18 protein-coding genes, 1 pseudogene and 1 riboswitch are annotated in these 16,737 nt (G+C 35.8%); of the genes and pseudogenes, 3 read left to right on the forward strand and 16 right to left on the reverse strand.

What is annotated here, in order from left to right; genetic code table 11:
* Positions 1 to 14 precede the first annotated feature (14 nt).
* From argJ to metG, 7 genes and pseudogenes are all read right to left on the reverse strand, one after another.
* Positions 15 to 1,202 carry a bifunctional glutamate N-acetyltransferase/amino-acid acetyltransferase ArgJ gene (gene argJ, locus RSC39_RS02705; protein ID WP_332534926.1) on the reverse strand — a complete coding sequence of 396 codons (1,188 nt, stop codon included), beginning with the start codon at positions 1,200 to 1,202 and terminating at the stop codon, positions 15 to 17.
* 11 nt (positions 1,203 to 1,213) lie between these two features.
* Positions 1,214 to 2,236, reverse strand: a complete 1,023-nt coding sequence (argC, locus tag RSC39_RS02710) for an N-acetyl-gamma-glutamyl-phosphate reductase (RefSeq protein ID WP_332534928.1) — start codon at positions 2,234 to 2,236, stop codon at positions 1,214 to 1,216.
* 166 nt (positions 2,237 to 2,402) lie between these two features.
* Positions 2,403 to 3,035, reverse strand: a complete 633-nt coding sequence (locus tag RSC39_RS02715) for an NAD(P)-dependent oxidoreductase (RefSeq protein ID WP_021036939.1) — start codon at positions 3,033 to 3,035, stop codon at positions 2,403 to 2,405.
* Between the two features lie 102 nt (positions 3,036 to 3,137).
* Positions 3,138 to 3,647, reverse strand: a complete 510-nt coding sequence (locus RSC39_RS02720) for a QueT transporter family protein (protein WP_332534931.1) — start codon at positions 3,645 to 3,647, stop codon at positions 3,138 to 3,140.
* Positions 3,645 to 3,751, reverse strand: a riboswitch (PreQ1 riboswitch). It overlaps the preceding gene by 3 nt.
* A 301-nt stretch (positions 3,752 to 4,052) precedes the next feature.
* Positions 4,053 to 4,784, reverse strand: a complete 732-nt coding sequence (locus tag RSC39_RS02725) for a 3-oxoacyl-ACP reductase (protein WP_332534933.1) — start codon at positions 4,782 to 4,784, stop codon at positions 4,053 to 4,055.
* A gap of 21 nt (positions 4,785 to 4,805) precedes the next feature.
* The gene (locus tag RSC39_RS02730; protein WP_011675925.1) at positions 4,806 to 5,045 is read right to left on the reverse strand and encodes a DUF2829 domain-containing protein; all 240 of its coding nucleotides are present in this window, start codon (positions 5,043 to 5,045) and stop codon (positions 4,806 to 4,808) included.
* A 152-nt stretch (positions 5,046 to 5,197) separates the two neighbouring features.
* A pseudogene (gene metG, locus RSC39_RS02735) lies at positions 5,198 to 7,207 on the reverse strand (methionine--tRNA ligase); the annotation flags it as partial.
* Between the two features lie 172 nt (positions 7,208 to 7,379).
* On the opposite strand from metG, the gene RSC39_RS02740 reads away from it, so the two are divergent.
* The 3 genes from RSC39_RS02740 to RSC39_RS02750 all read left to right on the forward strand — a co-directional run bounded on the left by RSC39_RS02740 (position 7,380) and on the right by RSC39_RS02750 (position 9,724).
* Complete coding sequence (locus RSC39_RS02740; RefSeq protein WP_332534936.1) at positions 7,380 to 8,237, forward strand: exodeoxyribonuclease III; 858 nt, start codon at positions 7,380 to 7,382, stop codon at positions 8,235 to 8,237.
* Between the two features lie 89 nt (positions 8,238 to 8,326).
* A complete protein-coding gene (locus RSC39_RS02745) occupies positions 8,327 to 8,884 on the forward strand; it encodes a GNAT family N-acetyltransferase (protein WP_332534938.1) in 558 nt (185 codons plus the stop codon).
* A gap of 93 nt (positions 8,885 to 8,977) precedes the next feature.
* Entirely contained in the window at positions 8,978 to 9,724 is a 747-nt protein-coding gene (locus RSC39_RS02750) for a DeoR/GlpR family DNA-binding transcription regulator (protein WP_231722666.1), read from the forward strand.
* A 162-nt stretch (positions 9,725 to 9,886) separates the two neighbouring features.
* Here RSC39_RS02750 and RSC39_RS02755 read toward each other — a convergent pair whose 3' ends face one another.
* The 9 genes from RSC39_RS02755 to RSC39_RS02795 form a co-directional block, all read right to left on the reverse strand.
* Positions 9,887 to 10,237, reverse strand: a complete 351-nt coding sequence (locus tag RSC39_RS02755) for an arsenate reductase family protein (RefSeq protein WP_042748865.1) — start codon at positions 10,235 to 10,237, stop codon at positions 9,887 to 9,889.
* A 128-nt stretch (positions 10,238 to 10,365) separates the two neighbouring features.
* The gene (locus tag RSC39_RS02760) at positions 10,366 to 10,620 is read right to left on the reverse strand and encodes a metal-sensitive transcriptional regulator (RefSeq protein ID WP_011675918.1); all 255 of its coding nucleotides are present in this window, start codon (positions 10,618 to 10,620) and stop codon (positions 10,366 to 10,368) included.
* A 17-nt stretch (positions 10,621 to 10,637) separates the two neighbouring features.
* Positions 10,638 to 12,281 carry an FAD-dependent oxidoreductase gene (locus tag RSC39_RS02765; RefSeq protein WP_332534944.1) on the reverse strand — a complete coding sequence of 548 codons (1,644 nt, stop codon included), beginning with the start codon at positions 12,279 to 12,281 and terminating at the stop codon, positions 10,638 to 10,640.
* Positions 12,278 to 12,586 carry a rhodanese-like domain-containing protein gene (locus tag RSC39_RS02770; RefSeq protein WP_063281635.1) on the reverse strand — a complete coding sequence of 103 codons (309 nt, stop codon included), beginning with the start codon at positions 12,584 to 12,586 and terminating at the stop codon, positions 12,278 to 12,280. The genes RSC39_RS02765 and RSC39_RS02770 overlap by 4 nt, the downstream gene beginning before the upstream one ends.
* A gap of 31 nt (positions 12,587 to 12,617) precedes the next feature.
* The gene (locus tag RSC39_RS02775) at positions 12,618 to 12,911 is read right to left on the reverse strand and encodes a rhodanese-like domain-containing protein (RefSeq protein ID WP_332534947.1); all 294 of its coding nucleotides are present in this window, start codon (positions 12,909 to 12,911) and stop codon (positions 12,618 to 12,620) included.
* Positions 12,912 to 13,057: 146 nt separating this feature from the next.
* The gene (locus RSC39_RS02780) at positions 13,058 to 13,297 is read right to left on the reverse strand and encodes a CsbD family protein (RefSeq protein ID WP_011675915.1); all 240 of its coding nucleotides are present in this window, start codon (positions 13,295 to 13,297) and stop codon (positions 13,058 to 13,060) included.
* 230 nt (positions 13,298 to 13,527) lie between these two features.
* A complete protein-coding gene (gene cysK, locus RSC39_RS02785; RefSeq protein ID WP_015082220.1) occupies positions 13,528 to 14,448 on the reverse strand; it encodes a cysteine synthase A in 921 nt (306 codons plus the stop codon).
* Between the two features lie 196 nt (positions 14,449 to 14,644).
* A complete protein-coding gene (locus RSC39_RS02790) occupies positions 14,645 to 15,784 on the reverse strand; it encodes a cystathionine gamma-synthase (RefSeq protein WP_332534950.1) in 1,140 nt (379 codons plus the stop codon).
* A gap of 111 nt (positions 15,785 to 15,895) precedes the next feature.
* On the reverse strand, positions 15,896 to 16,708 hold the full coding sequence (locus RSC39_RS02795) for a Cof-type HAD-IIB family hydrolase (protein ID WP_063281638.1): 813 nt from the start codon (positions 16,706 to 16,708) through the stop codon (positions 15,896 to 15,898).
* Between the last annotated feature and the right edge of the window lie 29 nt (positions 16,709 to 16,737).

Consider the following 16,737-nt stretch of genomic DNA (forward strand, 5'->3'; position numbering starts at 1 on the left):
TTTTCCTCATTTTTTCAGCTGGTATATAAAGCATTAATTTCAACATACTTGTAAGTCAAGTCACAGCCCCAAGCCTGTCCATTGCCATTTCCACTATTTAAATCTGCCACAATCTTAATCTTGTCTTCTTTTAATTTTTCAGAAAGAAAAGCATTGTCAAAAGTGACTGGCGTCGAATGATAAAGGACAAGTTCATTTTGAATTTTCAACTCAATATCATTAACTTCAAAAGTTGCCACTTGCCCGATAGATGAGATAATTCTGCCCCAATTGGGGTCAGCTCCAAAGATAGCCGTTTTGACCAGGCTTGATCCGACAATTTTTTTGGCAATCATTCTAGCTGATAAATCATCTGGTGCTCCTTTGACCGTCACTTCAATCAACTTTGTTGCACCTTCTCCGTCAGCTGCAATTTCCTTAGCCAAATGCTGACAAACCTCTGTCAGCATTTCTTTAAAAAGTTGATAGTCTTGACTGTCAGCCAGAATTTCTTGATTTTTGGCTTGACCATTTGCCATGACCAAAACCGTATCATTGGTCGATGTATCTCCATCTACCGTGATTTGATTGAAGGTTTTTTCAATGATTTCTGACAGCATTTTTTGAAGTAAGCTTTGCGAAATTTTGACGTCAGTTGTGATAAAGGCAAGCATGGTTGCCATGTTTGGATGAATCATGCCAGACCCTTTGCAAACGCCAGCCATATTGACCATTTTTCCACCAATCTCACTTTCAAAATTAATTGTTTTACATTTAGTATCAGTCGTTAAGATGGCTTTGGCAAAATATTCGGGCTTGCCATTTTGTGATAATTTAGAAATTCCATTGACCATTTTTTCCATCGGAAGTTGAAGGCCAATCACCCCTGTTGAACAAACTGCCACTTCATCGGCTTTGATTTTAAATTTTTGAGCAAATACTTTTTGCGTTTTTAAAGCATTTTGAAACCCTTGTTCCCCCGTTACCGCATTAGCCACTGCTGAATTACAAATAATTGCTTGTGCTTGACCATTTTTGACAATAGCACGGTCGATTAAAACAGGTGCCGCAGCAACTTTGTTTGTAGTAAAAACGCCTGCAATCACAGCTGGAACGTCACTCAGAATCATTCCTAAATCCAAATTTTTATATTTTAATTGTGCATGAACCGCGTCCGCAACAAAACCTTTCGGACTGGCAATTGTTCCCGTTATTTTCTTCATTTTTCCCTCTTCTATAATCTTGGCATAAAGTTTAAACCTAAACTTTCATCATAGCCAAATAACTGATTAAAATTTTGCACTGCCTGTCCCGCAGCTCCTTTCATGAGATTATCAATCACTGATACAATGCTTAAAACATTGGTTACTGGATTGTAGGCCAAACCAATATCACAAAAGTTTGTCCCAATCACATCTGAGAGCTGCGGCATTTGTCGTCGTATTCTAACAAAAGGTTTGTCAAGAAAAGCCTGAACATAAGCTCTTCTTATCTGCTCAATGTCGAAATTACTGACTACTTTTGCATAAGTACTGACAAAAATTCCTCTGCTAACAGGAATTAAAGAAGTTGAAAATTGCAGGGCTTGAAAATTCGGATTCCAAATTTTTAATTGTTGAGCAATTTCCGGAATATGCTGATGAGCATTGACTTTATACATGGACATATTATCCGCTACATTGACAAAATGACTTGACTCAGAAAGTGTCTTTCCAGCTCCTGACAAACCCGATTTAGCATCAACAATAATCGAATTTAAATCAATCATTTCATTTTTCACGGATGGATAGAGCGCAAGTAGAGTTGCAGTCGCATAACAGCCGGGATTAGCGATATAGTTCCCACTTGCTTTTCCAATATCCGCCAGATGATATTCCGACTTTAATAAATATTCATTTTTTATATTTGTATTTTTATACCATTTTTCGTATGTTTCAACTTTTTTTAAACGAAAATCTCCTGATAAATCAATGACAGGAAAATCTGCATCTATAAAAGCTAAAGCCAAGTTTTGACTCACTCCAGATGAGGTTGCAAAAAAGACGGCATCACATTCTGTCATGATTTCTTCGTCATTAAATTCACTGACAGTCAAGTCAGTCAAGTTTTCTAATTGTGGAAAAAGCTCTGACAGTTTTTCTCCATAATGACTTGTTGCACAGACTTTTACCACTTCTACTTCTGGATGACCATAAAAAATTCTAAGAAGTTCTAGTCCACTATAGCCTGTAATTCCAACAATTGCGATTTTTTTCATATCTATACCCTTTTCGTGTATTTTTATACACTATACTACTCTGATTTTTATTTGTCAAGAATTCATTGTATTTTTATACACTTTTTCAAAAAAATAAAAAAAGTAGAACATTGCTATTCTACTTTTTTAGATTAAATTCATCATTATTTATGTATTTTAATACATTTTAATTTTCGTAAATTCCAATATGTTCATGTTGATATTTTCCGTCTTCAATCATTTTTACGACCGCTTCGGCATAGTCAGCATATGAAATTCGGCTTTTTCCGGCTTTATTGTGTCCCAAAACATCTCCGGTGATTGTATAATCATTTGTTTCTAAACCTTCTGGGTCAAAAAATTCTGCTGGGGAAAAGAATGTGAAATTGAGTTTTGAACTTTCATAAATCAAGCTTGCTTTAGCCATCTCCAAAAGTGTTGGATAATAAGGCAAATCCGTTGGTGTTACATCTAGTAGGCGTTGATCGCGGTTCTCATCAAGATAAAGTGAACTTGCTCCTCCCACGATGATTAAACGACTTTCTGAACCGTCAAGAATTTTTATCATTTTCTCTGCTACTTTTGAGTAATCTTCTTCTTGACCTGCTGGTGCACGATGAGCCAAAACGATGGCATCAAATCCAGATAAATCTTCTGCGGTCAATGCAAAGATATCTTTTTCAAGAACAGCAGTCACTTGATTTTTTAATCGCTCTTTATTTCTGACAATGGCAGTCACTTCATGACCATGACTAAGAGCTTTTTGGGCAATTAAACTTCCAGCTTTACCAGTAGCAGCAATCACAGCTATTTTTTTCATTACAAACTCTCCAATCCTTTATTTATTTTTATTATAACAAATTAAGTAATTTTGGCTTCTAAAAATGGTTCAAAAAAAGCAGCAAGTGCTGCTTTACTATATTTATCGGCTTAAATCCACTCTTTTCCCAAGTTTATCCATCACAAACGCCCCAACCAATAGACTGGCAAATTCACCCAGACCAAGTGTCAACCATGTCACAAAAAATGGGGCTCCGGAGACAAATTTTAGCTCAAGAGCAATGGTAAACATACTAATTGAAAAGAAAATTGCAAAAAACAGAAAGGCTTTATTTAACTGACCATTCCAAAAATACTGTCCTTTAAAGCGTTCAAATAAGAAAAGACCAAGACTTAAGAAAATTAAAGTTGATAAACCACCAACAATCACATCGACCCAAGTGAAAGACAAAAAGTTTGAAATCATACAGCCAATCGTAACCGCAATAATATATTTTTTATTGAAGAATGCTGTGAAATTTAACATTTCCGACACCCGAAATTGGATTGGCCCATAAGAAATCGCGCTCAGACCCGGCGTCATCGTTAGAATAACATAAAGAGCGGCAACAATCGCAATCGTAACAATATCATAAGTTCTAGACTTTTTCAAAATACTCTCCTTTGGCGACAAAATGTCGCGTTTAATATGCTTGAGCAAAGGGAAGAAGGCTCAAGGGTTGACTCGCAATTGAGCAACGTTTTTATTTTAACAGATTTTTGAACAAATGAAAAGGAGTGACAAAGATTTTCTTTCATCAGTAAATAGAGAGAGGTTAGTTTCGCTGACAGCTGCTAATTTTTTGTAATCAATAAAAACTCTCTCAAGACAGACCATCAAGTAAATGTGCCAAAAAGAAGCTCAAAAATTACTGACAGAATTTTTTTCACGGAAAACAACCAATTGAGCAACTCGTCAGTAAAATCAATGAGTCTGTCAGTACTTTTGTAATTAATACAGACTTTCCTACAATAAATAAAAGACTTACCAACATGCTGATAAGTCTTTCAATATCTTTTATTTAATTGTCCAACCTCCATCAATTGGAACAATTACTCCCGACATATAAGAAGCCTGTGGACTGGCTAAAAAGAGGGTCAGATTAGCCACTTCATCAGGGCTGGCCCATCTTTTAGCTGGTGTCTCATCTGCTACCCACTGAGCCATCTGACCATTATTTTCAGTAAAATCAGCCGCATTCATCGGAGTATTGATTGCCCCCGGAGCAATGGCTGCTATTTGAATCCCATGTTGCGCCTCATCTAAAGCCAATTGTTTTGTCAGTCCAACAATAGCATGCTTACTGGCCGTATAAGCGACACCGCCTCCACCTGCCACTAAGCCGGCAACCGAAGCCATATTGATAATGACTCCTGATTTTTGCCTTTTCATTTTAGGTAAGAAAGCCGAAATCATCAAATACATCGAATTGAGATTCGTTGACAAAATACGTTGCCATTCTGCAAAATCGGTTTCTTCCAAGGTTTTATAAGCATCTAAAATGCCCGCTGTATTGAGTAAAATATCAATCATTCCCACTTCGTTAGACAATTTTTCAACTGCTTGAGCATTGGAAACATCAACCATTTTTACTGACAGATTATTTGATTTACTGACAGATTCGTCAGTAAATTCTTGTAAGTCAACAGCAACAACTTGTGCGCCTTCGGCCAAAAATGCTTTTGTTTGAGCCAAGCCAATACCACTGGCAGCACCTGTAATTAGCACTTTTTTCCCAGAAAATTTCATTTTGTAGCCTATCTATTCTATCTATTCAACCAAGGCCCAATCATCAGCCAAAACGTCGCAAGGCGTTGGTGCCCACATTGAAAAACCTTCACCCTCTCCTGAGACATTAATCAAGAAATAAGGGGTCACTTCTAACTTTTCACCAGATTCTAAAACAATCGAATCATAAAGTTTGACATAATTTTCGGCACCAGACCAGCCTTTAGTTCTAACTACTTTTTTTCCAGCTTTAAGTAAAGCTAATGCTTCTTCAAAAGTCATTTTTTTCCTCCATATTGTTTAAAAAGGGGCTTTCGCCCCTCTTAATATTACTGACAGAATTGCCAGCTCTACTAACGATTCCTTTATCTACAACTAAAATGCTCATTATTCAATCGAATTTTACTGGCGGAGCTTGCCCGCAATATTATTTATTATCCAATCAATGAACCAGCAGGAACATCAGCATCAACGGTCAAGACACGCAATTGATCCCCAAATTCAGCTGATAAAATCATTCCTTGTGAAACGTATTTTTTCATCATTTTACGTGGTTTCAAGTTGGCTACAATTTGTAATTTTTTACCTACTAATTCTTGTTCATTTGGATAGAATTGTGCAATTCCTGACAAGATTTGACGTGGTTCAGAATCACCAGCATCAAGCTTAAATTTCAATAATTTATCAGAGCCTTCCACACGTTCCACTTCAAGCACTTCGGCAACTTTTAGTTCAATTTTTTCAAAATCATCAAATTTAATTTGTGGTAAAGTTAAATTCAATTCAACTTCTTCAGGCACCCATTCATCTGCCACCTCAGCGGAGTCCGCTGAGCCACCAGACATTTGTAATTTAATATAAGCAACCTCTTCTTCCACATCAAGACGTGGGAAAATAGGTTCGCCTTTTGCTACTACAGGATGAGTAAATGAATAACCAAAAGCTAGATTTTCAAGTAAAAATGATTCTTCATCCATTCCCAATTGCTCGAAGATTTTACCTGAAGTTGCACGCATAAATGGTTGTAAAAGGCTACCTGCAATTCGTAAATTTTCAGCCAAATGATACAAAACATTATTCAATTTTGCTTTGTCGTCTTCTGATTTTGCAAGGACCCAAGGTGCTGTTTCATCAATATATTTATTTGTTCTTGAAATCAATGTCCAAACATCAGCCAAAGCCACGTTGAATTCAAATTTATCCATTGCTTTATGGAAATGACTGATTGTTTCTTCAACCACTTCTTCCAAACTTGCATCAAATTCAGTCGAAACTCCAGTTGCTTCGATTTTTCCGTCATTATATTTGTTAATCATTGAAACTGTACGATTCAACAAATTCCCCAAATCATTGGCCAAATCAAAATTAATACGTCCAACAAAATCTTCTGGAGTGAAAATTCCATCTTGTCCAAAAGAAATCGCACGCATCAAATAATAACGAACCGCATCAAGGCCATAACGTTCAATCAACATCTCAGGATAAACAACATTCCCTTTTGATTTAGACATTTTTCCGTCTTTCATCAAGAGCCATCCATGTCCGAAAATCTTTTTAGGAGCAGGTAAACCTAGAGCATGAAGCATAATTGGCCAGTAAATCGTATGGAAACGAACAATTTCTTTACCAACCATATTAATTCCAGGCCAGTATTTTTTAAAATTACTGTCATTGTCAGAATTATAGCCGAGCGCTGTAATATAGTTCAATAAAGCATCAAACCACACGTAGACCACATGCTTAGGATTAGAAGGGACAGGAATTCCCCAAGTAAAACTTGTCCGTGTCAAAGCCAAATCTTCTAGACCTGGCTTGATGAAATTATTGACCATTTCATTTTTACGAACCTCAGGTTGAATAAAATCTGGATGTTCATCATAATATTGTAAAAGCCAGTCAGCATATTTTCCCATGCGGAAGAAATAAGTTTCTTCTTCAACCCATTCCACTTCATGACCAGAAGGTGCAATGCCACCAGTAATATTTCCAGATTCATCTCGGAAAATTTCTTCAAGTTGTGTTTCAGTGAAAAACTCTTCATCAGAAACAGAATACCAACCCGCATATTTTCCCAAATAAATATCATCTTGTTCCAATAACTGTTCAAAAGCCTTCGCTACGGCTTCTTCATGATAAGTGTCTGTAGTACGGATAAATTTATCATAAGAAATATCCAATTTTTTCCATAATTCTTGAACATCAGCCGCCATTGGGTCCAAGTATTCTTTAGGAGTCATTCCCAATTCTTCGGCTTTTCGTTGAATTTTCATTCCGTGTTCATCAAGCCCTGTTAAATAAAAAGTATCAAAGCCCATCAAACGTTTGTAACGAGCAAGCACGTCACAAGCAATAGTTGTGTAAGAACTACCAAGATGCAACTTACCAGATGGATAATAAATTGGGGTTGTAATGTAAAAAGTTTTGTTTTCTGTCATATTTTCCTCTTTCCGAGCAAATGAGGCTCGATATTTGAGAAGATTCTCATCTAAATATTATACCAAAAAACCTCTAAAATCGCATTGTCTGATTAAGTTTGTTATAATTATCATAGAAAAGTTAAGAATTCCTTTAAGTCACAGCTCTTTGGAAATTCTTTTAAAAAATAAAGGAACGATTATGAACTATAAATTTATCTCATGGAATATTGACTCACTCAATGCTGCATTGACTGGAACCTCAGAACGTGCTGCACTTTCTCTTGCCGTTGTTAAAAATCTTGCCCAAGCACAACCAGACGTTTTAGCCATTCAAGAAACCAAACTTCCTTCTACTGGACCTAAAAAAGCTCATCTCGAAGTTTTGGAAGAACTTTTTAAAGGTTATAAAATCGTCTGGCGTTCATCAGTAGAACCTGCTCGTAAAGGATATTCTGGAACAATGATTCTTTATAAAGAAACTCTACCAGAACCAGTCATCACTTTTCCTGAAATTGATGCTCCTGAACCTATGGATGCCGAAGGTCGAATCATCACCCTTGAATTTCCTGACTTCTTTGTCACTACGGTTTATACACCAAATGCTCAAGAAGGTCTGACGCGACTTGATTTACGTGGAATTTGGGATGATAACTACCGTAACTATCTCACAAGCCTTGATGCTCAAAAACCTGTCTTTGTTTGTGGAGATTTCAATGCAGCCTATACAGAAATCGACTTGGCCAATCCCCGTGGCAATCACAACTCAGCTGGATTTACCGACCAAGAACGTGAAAAATTTGGTCAACTTTTAGAGGCTGGATTTACTGATACATTCCGTAAACTTCATGGTCCTGTTGAGAAGTTTTATGAAGAAGGACGCAGTATTTATACTTGGTTTGCCCAACGTGCAAAAACCTCAAAACTAAATAATTCAGGTTGGAGAATTGATTATTGGTTAGTTTCCAATCGTCTTGCAGATGCAATTAAAGTTTCTGAACCCCTTGATTCTGGCGAACGTCTAGATCACGTCCCAATTCTCTTAGAATTTGAACTCTAAAATAAAAGAACCTTAAAGGTTCTTTTTTATTGTCAATAAAACAAATAGAGGCTATAATTGAGTGAAAATAGTCAAGGAGAAAAATTATTATGGTTGATATAAATTTAATATTAGCAGAGCATCAGACCTTAGAAACTGAGCGCTTGATTCTTAGAAAATTACAACTTGAGGATGCCACAGAAATGTTTAACTATGCTTCTAATCCAGAAGTTGTTCGTTATACTAGCTTTGAACCGCATGACTCGGTAGAGACAACCAAATCCACAATTGCCAATTTTTTTCTGCCTGATGGTCTCAATCATTGGGGAATTATTGAAAAAACTTCAGGACAACTCATTGGGGAAATTTTTCTTAATATTATCAAAGAAAAAATTGTTGAATTTGGTTGGATTTTAAATCAAAATAGCTGGGGCAAGGGATATATGCCAGAAGCAGCCAGATGCCTTTTCAAGCTCTGTTTCAATGAGTTGGGGATTGAGGTCATTCAGGCCGAACACCTAACAGAAAATTCAAAATCAGGTCGTGTCATGGAAAAATTAGGAATGAAGCATTTAGGAAAGGTTTATTCTTATTTTCCTAAGTTTAAGCAGCCTATTCTTACAGACTATTGGGCAATTACCAAAAACGAATATACTTTACTTCATTAACTTACGAATGAAAGAAATACTAATAAAAAATTTTATTTTTTTGGATTTTTGTGGTAGTCTTAAAATATAAAAAAGATGACGAAAGGCTACTAAATGTCCCGTTCTGACGAAATTATCCGGATTGTGAGTGATTATAAAAAAATCGAAGTCACTCAACTTTCACAATTACTCGAAGTTTCAAACGTAACAATCCGAAAAGATCTTGATAAACTTGAAGAAAAAGGAATTATTAATCGCCAACACGGTTTTGCTTTGATTAATAATACAGATGATATCAACTTCCGTTTAGCAAAAAACTATGACTTAAAGCGTAAAATTGCCATTAAAGCTGCTGAAAATATTCTTGATGGGGATACAGTGATGATTGAATCTGGCTCTACTTGTGCTCTACTCGCTGAAGAGTTAGCCTTTAATCGGAAAAATGTTACCGTCATTACTAACTCTGTTTTTATTGCCAATTATATCCGGAAATCCGATTCCGTTAAAGTCATCTTACTTGGTGGAGAATATCAAAACAACTCCCAAGTCAATGTAGGTCCACTGATAAAAAAGGTAGTTGATGAATTTTATGTTGACAAATTATTTATCGGCATTGATGGTTTTGACCCCATACGTGGTTTTAGAAGTAATGACCTTGCCCGTAGTGAAGCCATTCATGTCATGGCCGCTGCCGCTAAGGAAGTCATTATTTTAACTGATGCTTCTAAATTTAAGCAAAACGGCACCGTCACTTGTTTTTCATTCCCTGAAATTTCGCAAGTCTTTACTGATAAAGCGATCAGTAAAGAAACCGAAGCAATTCTTGAAAATCAAAATATCAAAGTCACGACTATTCAATAAAAAATGGACAATGTCCATTTTTTTATTGACAGATTTTCTAAAATATGATATATTTTCTTCATAAGAAAGATTTTCGCTTTCGTTTGAAAGTTTAGCTTTTTTAGAATCTCCTAAGATTTAAATATTATTACATAAAAAAATGAGTCTAACCAACTCATTTTTTTATATTTTTTCATAAGATGATTCTTTAAAACCAATCTGCTGAACTTGATCATTTTTTACGAGTAATGGGCGTTTGATAAGCATTCCATTTGATGAAAGAAGTTCTGCCATTTCTTTTTCCGATAATGTTGCTAGCTTATCTTTAAGATTCAAGTCACGATAAACTAAGCCACTTGTATTGAAAAATTTTTTAATGGGAAAGTCAGCTTCTTTAAACCACTTTTCAAATTTTTGCTGACTAGGTGGTGTTTCCTTCAAATCAATCGCTTGATAGTCTATACCAAGTTCATCTAATTTTGCTTTTGCTTTTCTACAAGTAGAACATTTTGGATACCAATAAAAATCGTACATTTTCCCCTCCTTAAATCCAGTCTTATTATAGCATAATAAAAAGTCAATTTTTATAAAAATTTCTTGATAAAAAAACCATATTATTAACATAATATGGTTTTTTATTGCTGACTAAGTTTCAGCCATCGTTATTTTTTCACAATCAATTTGATGGCTTGTTCAAGTTTTTCTTCCTTGTCAGTCACTTCATTATCCAGTAAAAGCTCTTTAAGATTTTCTGCCACGATTAGACCAATCAGACTATCTAAACTAGAACGAACTGCAGTCAGTTGCCTGACGACATCAATACACTCCTCACCTGAATCCATCATGTTTAAAACACCTGACAGCTGACCATTAGCCCTTTTCAATCGATTTTCCATTTTTTTATCATATTTTTTCATCAGCATCTTCCCTTTGTTTATTCAATTAAATCATTCCTGACTTTACTATATAAACCAAAGGCTCCATCTAAATTTTTAACTTGATAACCTTCTTGTTTTAAGATCCGTTCAGCATTGTAAGAGCGAAGTCCTGACTGACAACTTACGATATATTGAATCTTCTTATCCAGTTCATTAAGACGTCCACGGAGCTCATCAAGTGGAATATTTTGAGAATTTTTAAATTTACCTTTAATTAGTTCATTAGGATTTCTTACATCAAGCAAAACTTTTCCTTTTGCCAATTCATCTGCAAGCTCATGCCACTGAATATTTTCTGACTGTCCCAATATAATATTCATTGCAGCATAACCAGCCATATTCACAGGATCTTTAGCCGAGCCAAAAGGTGGAGCATAAGTAAATTCTAATTCTGGTAAGTCAAATACAGTGAGTTTAGCTTTAATTGCTGTCGATAAAATATCAATTCTTTTATCAACTCCTTCTTTACCAAGCGCCTGTGCTCCAAAAATTTCCCCACTCTCTGGCTCAAAAATTAGTTTCAGAACAATAGATGTCGCTCCTGGATAATATCCAGCATGATTGTTTGCCATCACATGAACAATTTTATGCTTCAGATTTAAGGACTGAAGTTGCGACTCTGAAAGCCCTGTACTTGCCACTTGTAAATCAAATACACGAACAATCGCCGTCCCGAGCGAACCACGATTTTCAACTGGCAAGCCACTAATGATATCAGCGACCTGACGTCCTTGACGATTGGCTGGAGAGGCCAGTGAAATTAAAGCATCATGTCCTAATTGATTTTTGACAACAATAGCATCACCTACCGCATAAATGTCTTTAACCGATGTTTCGTAATGTTCATCAACTAGAATAGCATTCCTAAGTCCTAATTTAATATCAGCCATTTTAGCTAAACTCGTTTCTGGTTGAATACCGACCGAGAGAATTGTTAAATCTGATAAAAGACTTTCACCATTATCAAGTAAAATTTGCTTGTCCTTAAATTCCACAGCTCCTGTGTTTGTCATTACTGATACATTATTTTTGATTAATTCTTCATTGACATAAGCAGCCATTTCCCGATCAATCGTTGGCAAAACATGTGGCGCTTTTTCAACGATTGTGACCGCTATTCCACGTTTTGCAAGATTTTCGGCCATTTCTATTCCAATGAAACCAGCACCAATGATCGTCGCCTTTTTAGGCGCTTTCTCTTTCAGCTGAGCCATTATTTTATCCACATCAGGAATATTTCGTAAAGTAAAGACATTGTTTGCCAGATCTAATCCTTTAATTTGTGGAACAAATGGTTTGGCACCTGGTGAAAGAATGAGTTTATCATAGCTTTCAAAATAACTTTTCCCATTTGAAAGGACTGTAATTTTCTTTTCTTTACTGTCAATTGCAGTGACCTCAGAATTTTCACGCACATCTAAGTTAAAACGTTTTTGCAATGCTTTAGACGATTGGACAATTAAATTTTCTCGTTCTTCAATTTCTCCGCCCACATAATAAGGCAAACCACAATTTGCAAATGAAACATAAGGTCCTTTTTCAAAAACAATAATTTCTGCCTTTTCCTGAAGACGACGCAAGCGGGTGGCCGCAGACATTCCGCCAGCAACACCACCAACAATTAATATTTTCTCTGTCATTTTTTGATTTTTCCTCTCCAAGCTAACATTCCACCAGATATATTGGTCACATCATAATCAGCTTTGCTCAATATTTTGTAAGCTTTTTTTGACCTCATTCCTGACTGACAGATGAGTAAGTATTTTTTGTTCTTATTTAATGATTGAGCGGTCAGTTGACTCAATGGAAGATTTCGGGCGCCACTAATATGTCCTCTTTTAAATTCCTCTACTTCTCGCACATCAATTAATTGTTTTCCTTTTTTTATTTCATCTGTTAATTCAGAGATACTTATTGTTTTTATTTTATTAAATAACTTGAACACATTTTCTCCTCAACTTTGTCACTTCTTACTTTTAATCAAAATCTAGCTGTCCATCCCAAGCTGAAGTGCCTCCAGAAATATTGATTGTTTCAATTCCTTTTGACAAAAGATATTGACAAGCCCTAGCAGAACGAGCGCCTGACTGACAGATAATATAACTTCCATCAGTAATTTCTTGATATTTTTCTTCTAACTGACTTAATGGAATATTTTTAGCTTCTGGAACATGCCCATTTCGATATTCAAAATCTTCTCGAACATCAATGATTATTACTTTTTTATTTTCTGTCAGTAATTTTAACTGACCAGCATCAATTGTTTGCACTTCATTGCCTCTTCTTTAGTTAATTTAAAACCATTATATACCCCCATGGGTATATAAGTCAAGTTTTATCACTTCCTAATTTATAAAATAAAAAAACCTAAGTTTTCAATCACTTAGGTTTTTGTTGATAAAAAATAGGAAATTAATTAGTTATCTTTTTTATGTTTGACAGAGTCAACCGTATCATTAAATTTTTCTGCAACATCTTCAGCAAGGTCAGAAGCCTTATCTTTGATATTTTCCAAGCCTTCTTTAGCTTTTCCCATAAGTCCTTCTGTTTTACCTTTAGCTTCTAGTTTTTCATCACCAGTTACTTTACCTGTGGTTTCTTTAACTTTTCCACTTACTTTATCTTTTGTTGCATCAAGTTTGTCATTTAAAGCCATTTTAAATCCTCCTCGTAATTTGCGATTTCATCTCAAATTATCATGAACGTTTCATAATAATTTTTAGAAAAACTAAATCAGTTAAATTTATCAATCATTGATTGATAAAATAGAATGTACGATTTCCCTCCTTTATTCTCTTCTTAATCTATTCTCATTCTAACATCCGTAGCAAAAAAAGTACAGAAAACTGCTCATAACGATAAAAAAAACTTGGAACATGCCAAGTTTTAATAATCATAAAGTTCTGTTGAAAGATATCGCTCCCCATTATCAGCACAAAGTGCTAGTATTTTTTTCCCTTTTCCGAGTTTTTTAGCCAAATCATAAGCTGCCCAAATGGCAGCCCCTGAAGAAATTCCGACTAAAAAACCTTCTGTTTTACCGATCTTTCGTGCGGTATCTAAAGCATCATCACTTGTCACATCCACCACGCCGTCATAAGACTTTGTATCCAAATTGGGCGACATAAAAGGAATGCCGATTCCTTGAATTCGATGAGGCCCACTCTCTCCTCCTGTTAAAATCGGAGATTCCGCTGGTTCAACGACAAAAGTTTTTATCTTGGAATTTTGACTTTTTAGATAATGAGAAACTCCAGAAATTGTCCCACCAGTTCCTGCGCAAGCCACAAAAGCATCCAGTCCTTCTTTACCAAAGGCTTCAATAATTTCAGGGCCTGTGCTCAATTCATGGGCTTTCAAATTGGCTGGATTTTCAAATTGCATTGGCATGTACCAGCCATTTTCTTTGACCAGCTGTTCACCTAAATCAATGGCAGCCTTAATTCCGTCAGCTGCTGGAGTTAATATTAACTTTGCCCCATAAGCTTGAATGAGCTGACGACGTTCTTTTGAGTAACTATCAGGCATGATAATTACGACATTATAACCCAAGGCTGCTCCAACCATGGCAAGTCCAATCCCTGTATTTCCAGAAGTAGGCTCTACAATCGTTCCCCCTTTTTTCAAGAGTCCCTCTTGTTCTGCTTGTCGAATCATTTGTAGGGCAATCCGGTCTTTAACTGAGCCTCCAGGATTGAAATATTCCAGTTTGAGATAAATTTCAGCACTGTTTTCTGGGCTATTTTTTAATTTTATTATTGGACTATTGCCAACTAATTCAGTGATATTTTCAACAATTTTTGCCATATTAATTCCTAAATTACTGACAGTCTTGTCAGTTCTGCTTAAGAATGACAGACTTTGAAGTTTACCATTCTGTCAGTAAATCATTCTCAATTTTTACTATCTAATTTTTCTGTCAGTTCAACAGGACCAACGGGAGCTGTTAAAGCGGGTGGAGAAATGAGTTGTAAGCTTTGCTTACAACTCTGTCAATAAATTATTATTTTTCGAGTGCTTCTTTGAGGTCCGTCAGTAAATCTTCAAGAGCTTCAACACCGACTGATAAGCGAATCAATCCATCTTTTATCCCAATTTCTTCCCGAAGTTCTTTAGGAATTGAGGCATGAGTCATTACTGATGGCACTTCAATCAAAGATTCGACTCCGCCGAGTGATTCGGCTAGTGTAAAATAGCGCAAGTTTTCAACAAAATTTTTAACCGCACTTTCGTCAGTCAATTCAAATGAAATCATTCCACCAAAAGCAGTCATTTGTTTTTTAGCAATCTCATGTCCTTCATGATTGACGAGACCTGGATAATAAACTTTTGAAACAGCTTGTGATGCTTCTAAAAACTCAGCGATTTTTTGAGCATTTGCTGAATGGGCCTCCATCCGGAGTGCAAGTGTTTTGATTCCTCTTTGGACTAACCAGCTATCTTGTGGACCAAGAACCGCTCCAATAGAATTTTGTAAAAAGCCAATTTCACTAGCGAGTTCATTTGAATTTGTCGTTACCAAACCAGCCACTACATCTGAGTGTCCTCCTAAATATTTCGTTGCAGAATGCAAGACAATATCCGCTCCTAGAGCGATTGGTTGTTGTAAATAAGGCGTCGCAAAGGTATTATCAACTAATGTTAGAGCATTATGAGCTTTAGCAATCCTTGAAATTTCTTTGATATCCAAGACTTTTAGGAGGGGATTTGAGGGTGTTTCAAAGTAGACTGCTTTGGTTTCTGCTTTAAAAGCTGCCTTTAAATCGTCAAGATTGCTCAAATCTACTAAATCATAGATTATTCCTGTCTTTGTCAGCACCTTGTCCATCAATCGAAAAGTTCCGCCATAAACATCATCAGCTAAGATGATATGATCGCCCGCAGAAAATAAAGATAGTACCGCGTGAATTCCAGCCAAGCCTGAACTAAAAGCAAAACCTTGAACCCCACCCTCTAAATCTGCAATTAATTCTTCCAAAGCATGTCGTGTCGGATTACCTGAACGTGAATATTCATATTCTTTAGGTTGTCCAAGTCCATTTTGTTTATAAGTTGATGTTTGATAAATTGGAACAGAAACAGCTCCTGTTGTTCTATCTGTTGAGATTCCACCGTGAATTACTTTTGTTTTTAAACTTGTCATTCGTCCTTTACTTTCTAATTTTTTCTATAATATAAAAATATCATGAAAGTTAAAAAGTCGCCATAAGAAAATGCTATGGCAGACTTAATATTTTTTATAACGATCTGAAATTTATTGACGACTTAAAAATTTTAGGAAATGACTAATTCCACTGTCGAGATTAGATAAAGTTTCATAAGTGGCTTGCTTTTTGACAAGTTCTGACGCATTTCCCATGGCCACCGAATAATGAACTTGCCCAAACATTTCAAGGTCATTCATCCCATCACCAAAGGCCACTGTATCTTTCTTACTCACTGCATAATAATCTTGTAAAGCCGATATTGCTGTCGCTTTTGTGACTGATTTTGGGGTCAATTCAAGATTATTTATGGCTGACGAGGAAACAGATAAATTCTCTGATGCTTCTAATTCGGTTTTTATTTCTTCTAAAATTTCAAAATCATCCTCAGAAATTATGATTCCATTGATTATTAGATTTGAAAACTTTTGTAAATCATCTAGGCTAGAAATTTTGATAAATTCTCTTTCTCCTTCTGAAACTAATCTTCCTTTATCCTCATTTTTGAAGTAATCCGGCAAATCTTTACTGTAAAAAGTTTCTGACAGCCCAAAGAAAAATAAGGAAACATTTTTTCTTTGACAAATTTCAAAAGCTTCAATTAGCGCTTCAAGGTTCAAAGCATTTTTTATTAATTTTTGCTCACAATCATAAACACAACCATTTGAAGCAATCACTTTCACTTGAGGATGTAAATTTTTTGCGACAGCTTTCGCTGCTTGATATTTTCTACCTGTCGCAAGATATACCAGAGTCCCTTGGTCAATAAGTTGACAAATACTGTCTTTATCAAGGGCTGATATTTTCATATTTGCATCCACCAAGGTTCCATCAATATCCATAAAAATCATTTTTGGAATCATATTTCTCCTTTAAAAATCAACTTTTACCG

It is taken from the genome of Lactococcus sp., assembly GCF_036648155.1.
In the GTDB taxonomy this organism is placed as follows: Bacteria; Bacillota; Bacilli; order Lactobacillales; family Streptococcaceae; genus Lactococcus; species Lactococcus cremoris.

What these genes read in the sequence shown, in the direction of transcription:
- RSC39_RS02750 (WP_231722666.1), top strand. Translation starts at nt 8,978, where the DNA reads ATGTCCCGTTCTGACGAAATTATCCGGATTGTGAGTGATTATAAAAAA.
- RSC39_RS02725 (WP_332534933.1), bottom strand. Translation starts at nt 4,784, where the DNA reads ATGAAATTTTCTGGGAAAAAAGTGCTAATTACAGGTGCTGCCAGTGGT.
- RSC39_RS02780 (WP_011675915.1), bottom strand. Translation starts at nt 13,297, where the DNA reads ATGGCTTTAAATGACAAACTTGATGCAACAAAAGATAAAGTAAGTGGA.
- RSC39_RS02760 (WP_011675918.1), bottom strand. Translation starts at nt 10,620, where the DNA reads ATGAAAAAATATGATAAAAAAATGGAAAATCGATTGAAAAGGGCTAAT.
- RSC39_RS02790 (WP_332534950.1), bottom strand. Translation starts at nt 15,784, where the DNA reads ATGACAAGTTTAAAAACAAAAGTAATTCACGGTGGAATCTCAACAGAT.
- RSC39_RS02715 (WP_021036939.1), bottom strand. Translation starts at nt 3,035, where the DNA reads ATGAAAAAAATAGCTGTGATTGCTGCTACTGGTAAAGCTGGAAGTTTA.
- cysK (WP_015082220.1), bottom strand. Translation starts at nt 14,448, where the DNA reads ATGGCAAAAATTGTTGAAAATATCACTGAATTAGTTGGCAATAGTCCA.
- RSC39_RS02765 (WP_332534944.1), bottom strand. Translation starts at nt 12,281, where the DNA reads ATGACAGAGAAAATATTAATTGTTGGTGGTGTTGCTGGCGGAATGTCT.
- RSC39_RS02740 (WP_332534936.1), top strand. Translation starts at nt 7,380, where the DNA reads ATGAACTATAAATTTATCTCATGGAATATTGACTCACTCAATGCTGCA.
- RSC39_RS02795 (WP_063281638.1), bottom strand. Translation starts at nt 16,708, where the DNA reads ATGATTCCAAAAATGATTTTTATGGATATTGATGGAACCTTGGTGGAT.
- RSC39_RS02730 (WP_011675925.1), bottom strand. Translation starts at nt 5,045, where the DNA reads ATGACTTTTGAAGAAGCATTAGCTTTACTTAAAGCTGGAAAAAAAGTA.
- RSC39_RS02755 (WP_042748865.1), bottom strand. Translation starts at nt 10,237, where the DNA reads ATGTACGATTTTTATTGGTATCCAAAATGTTCTACTTGTAGAAAAGCA.
- RSC39_RS02745 (WP_332534938.1), top strand. Translation starts at nt 8,327, where the DNA reads ATGGTTGATATAAATTTAATATTAGCAGAGCATCAGACCTTAGAAACT.
- argC (WP_332534928.1), bottom strand. Translation starts at nt 2,236, where the DNA reads ATGAAAAAAATCGCAATTGTTGGAATTACAGGCTATAGTGGACTAGAA.
- argJ (WP_332534926.1), bottom strand. Translation starts at nt 1,202, where the DNA reads ATGAAGAAAATAACGGGAACAATTGCCAGTCCGAAAGGTTTTGTTGCG.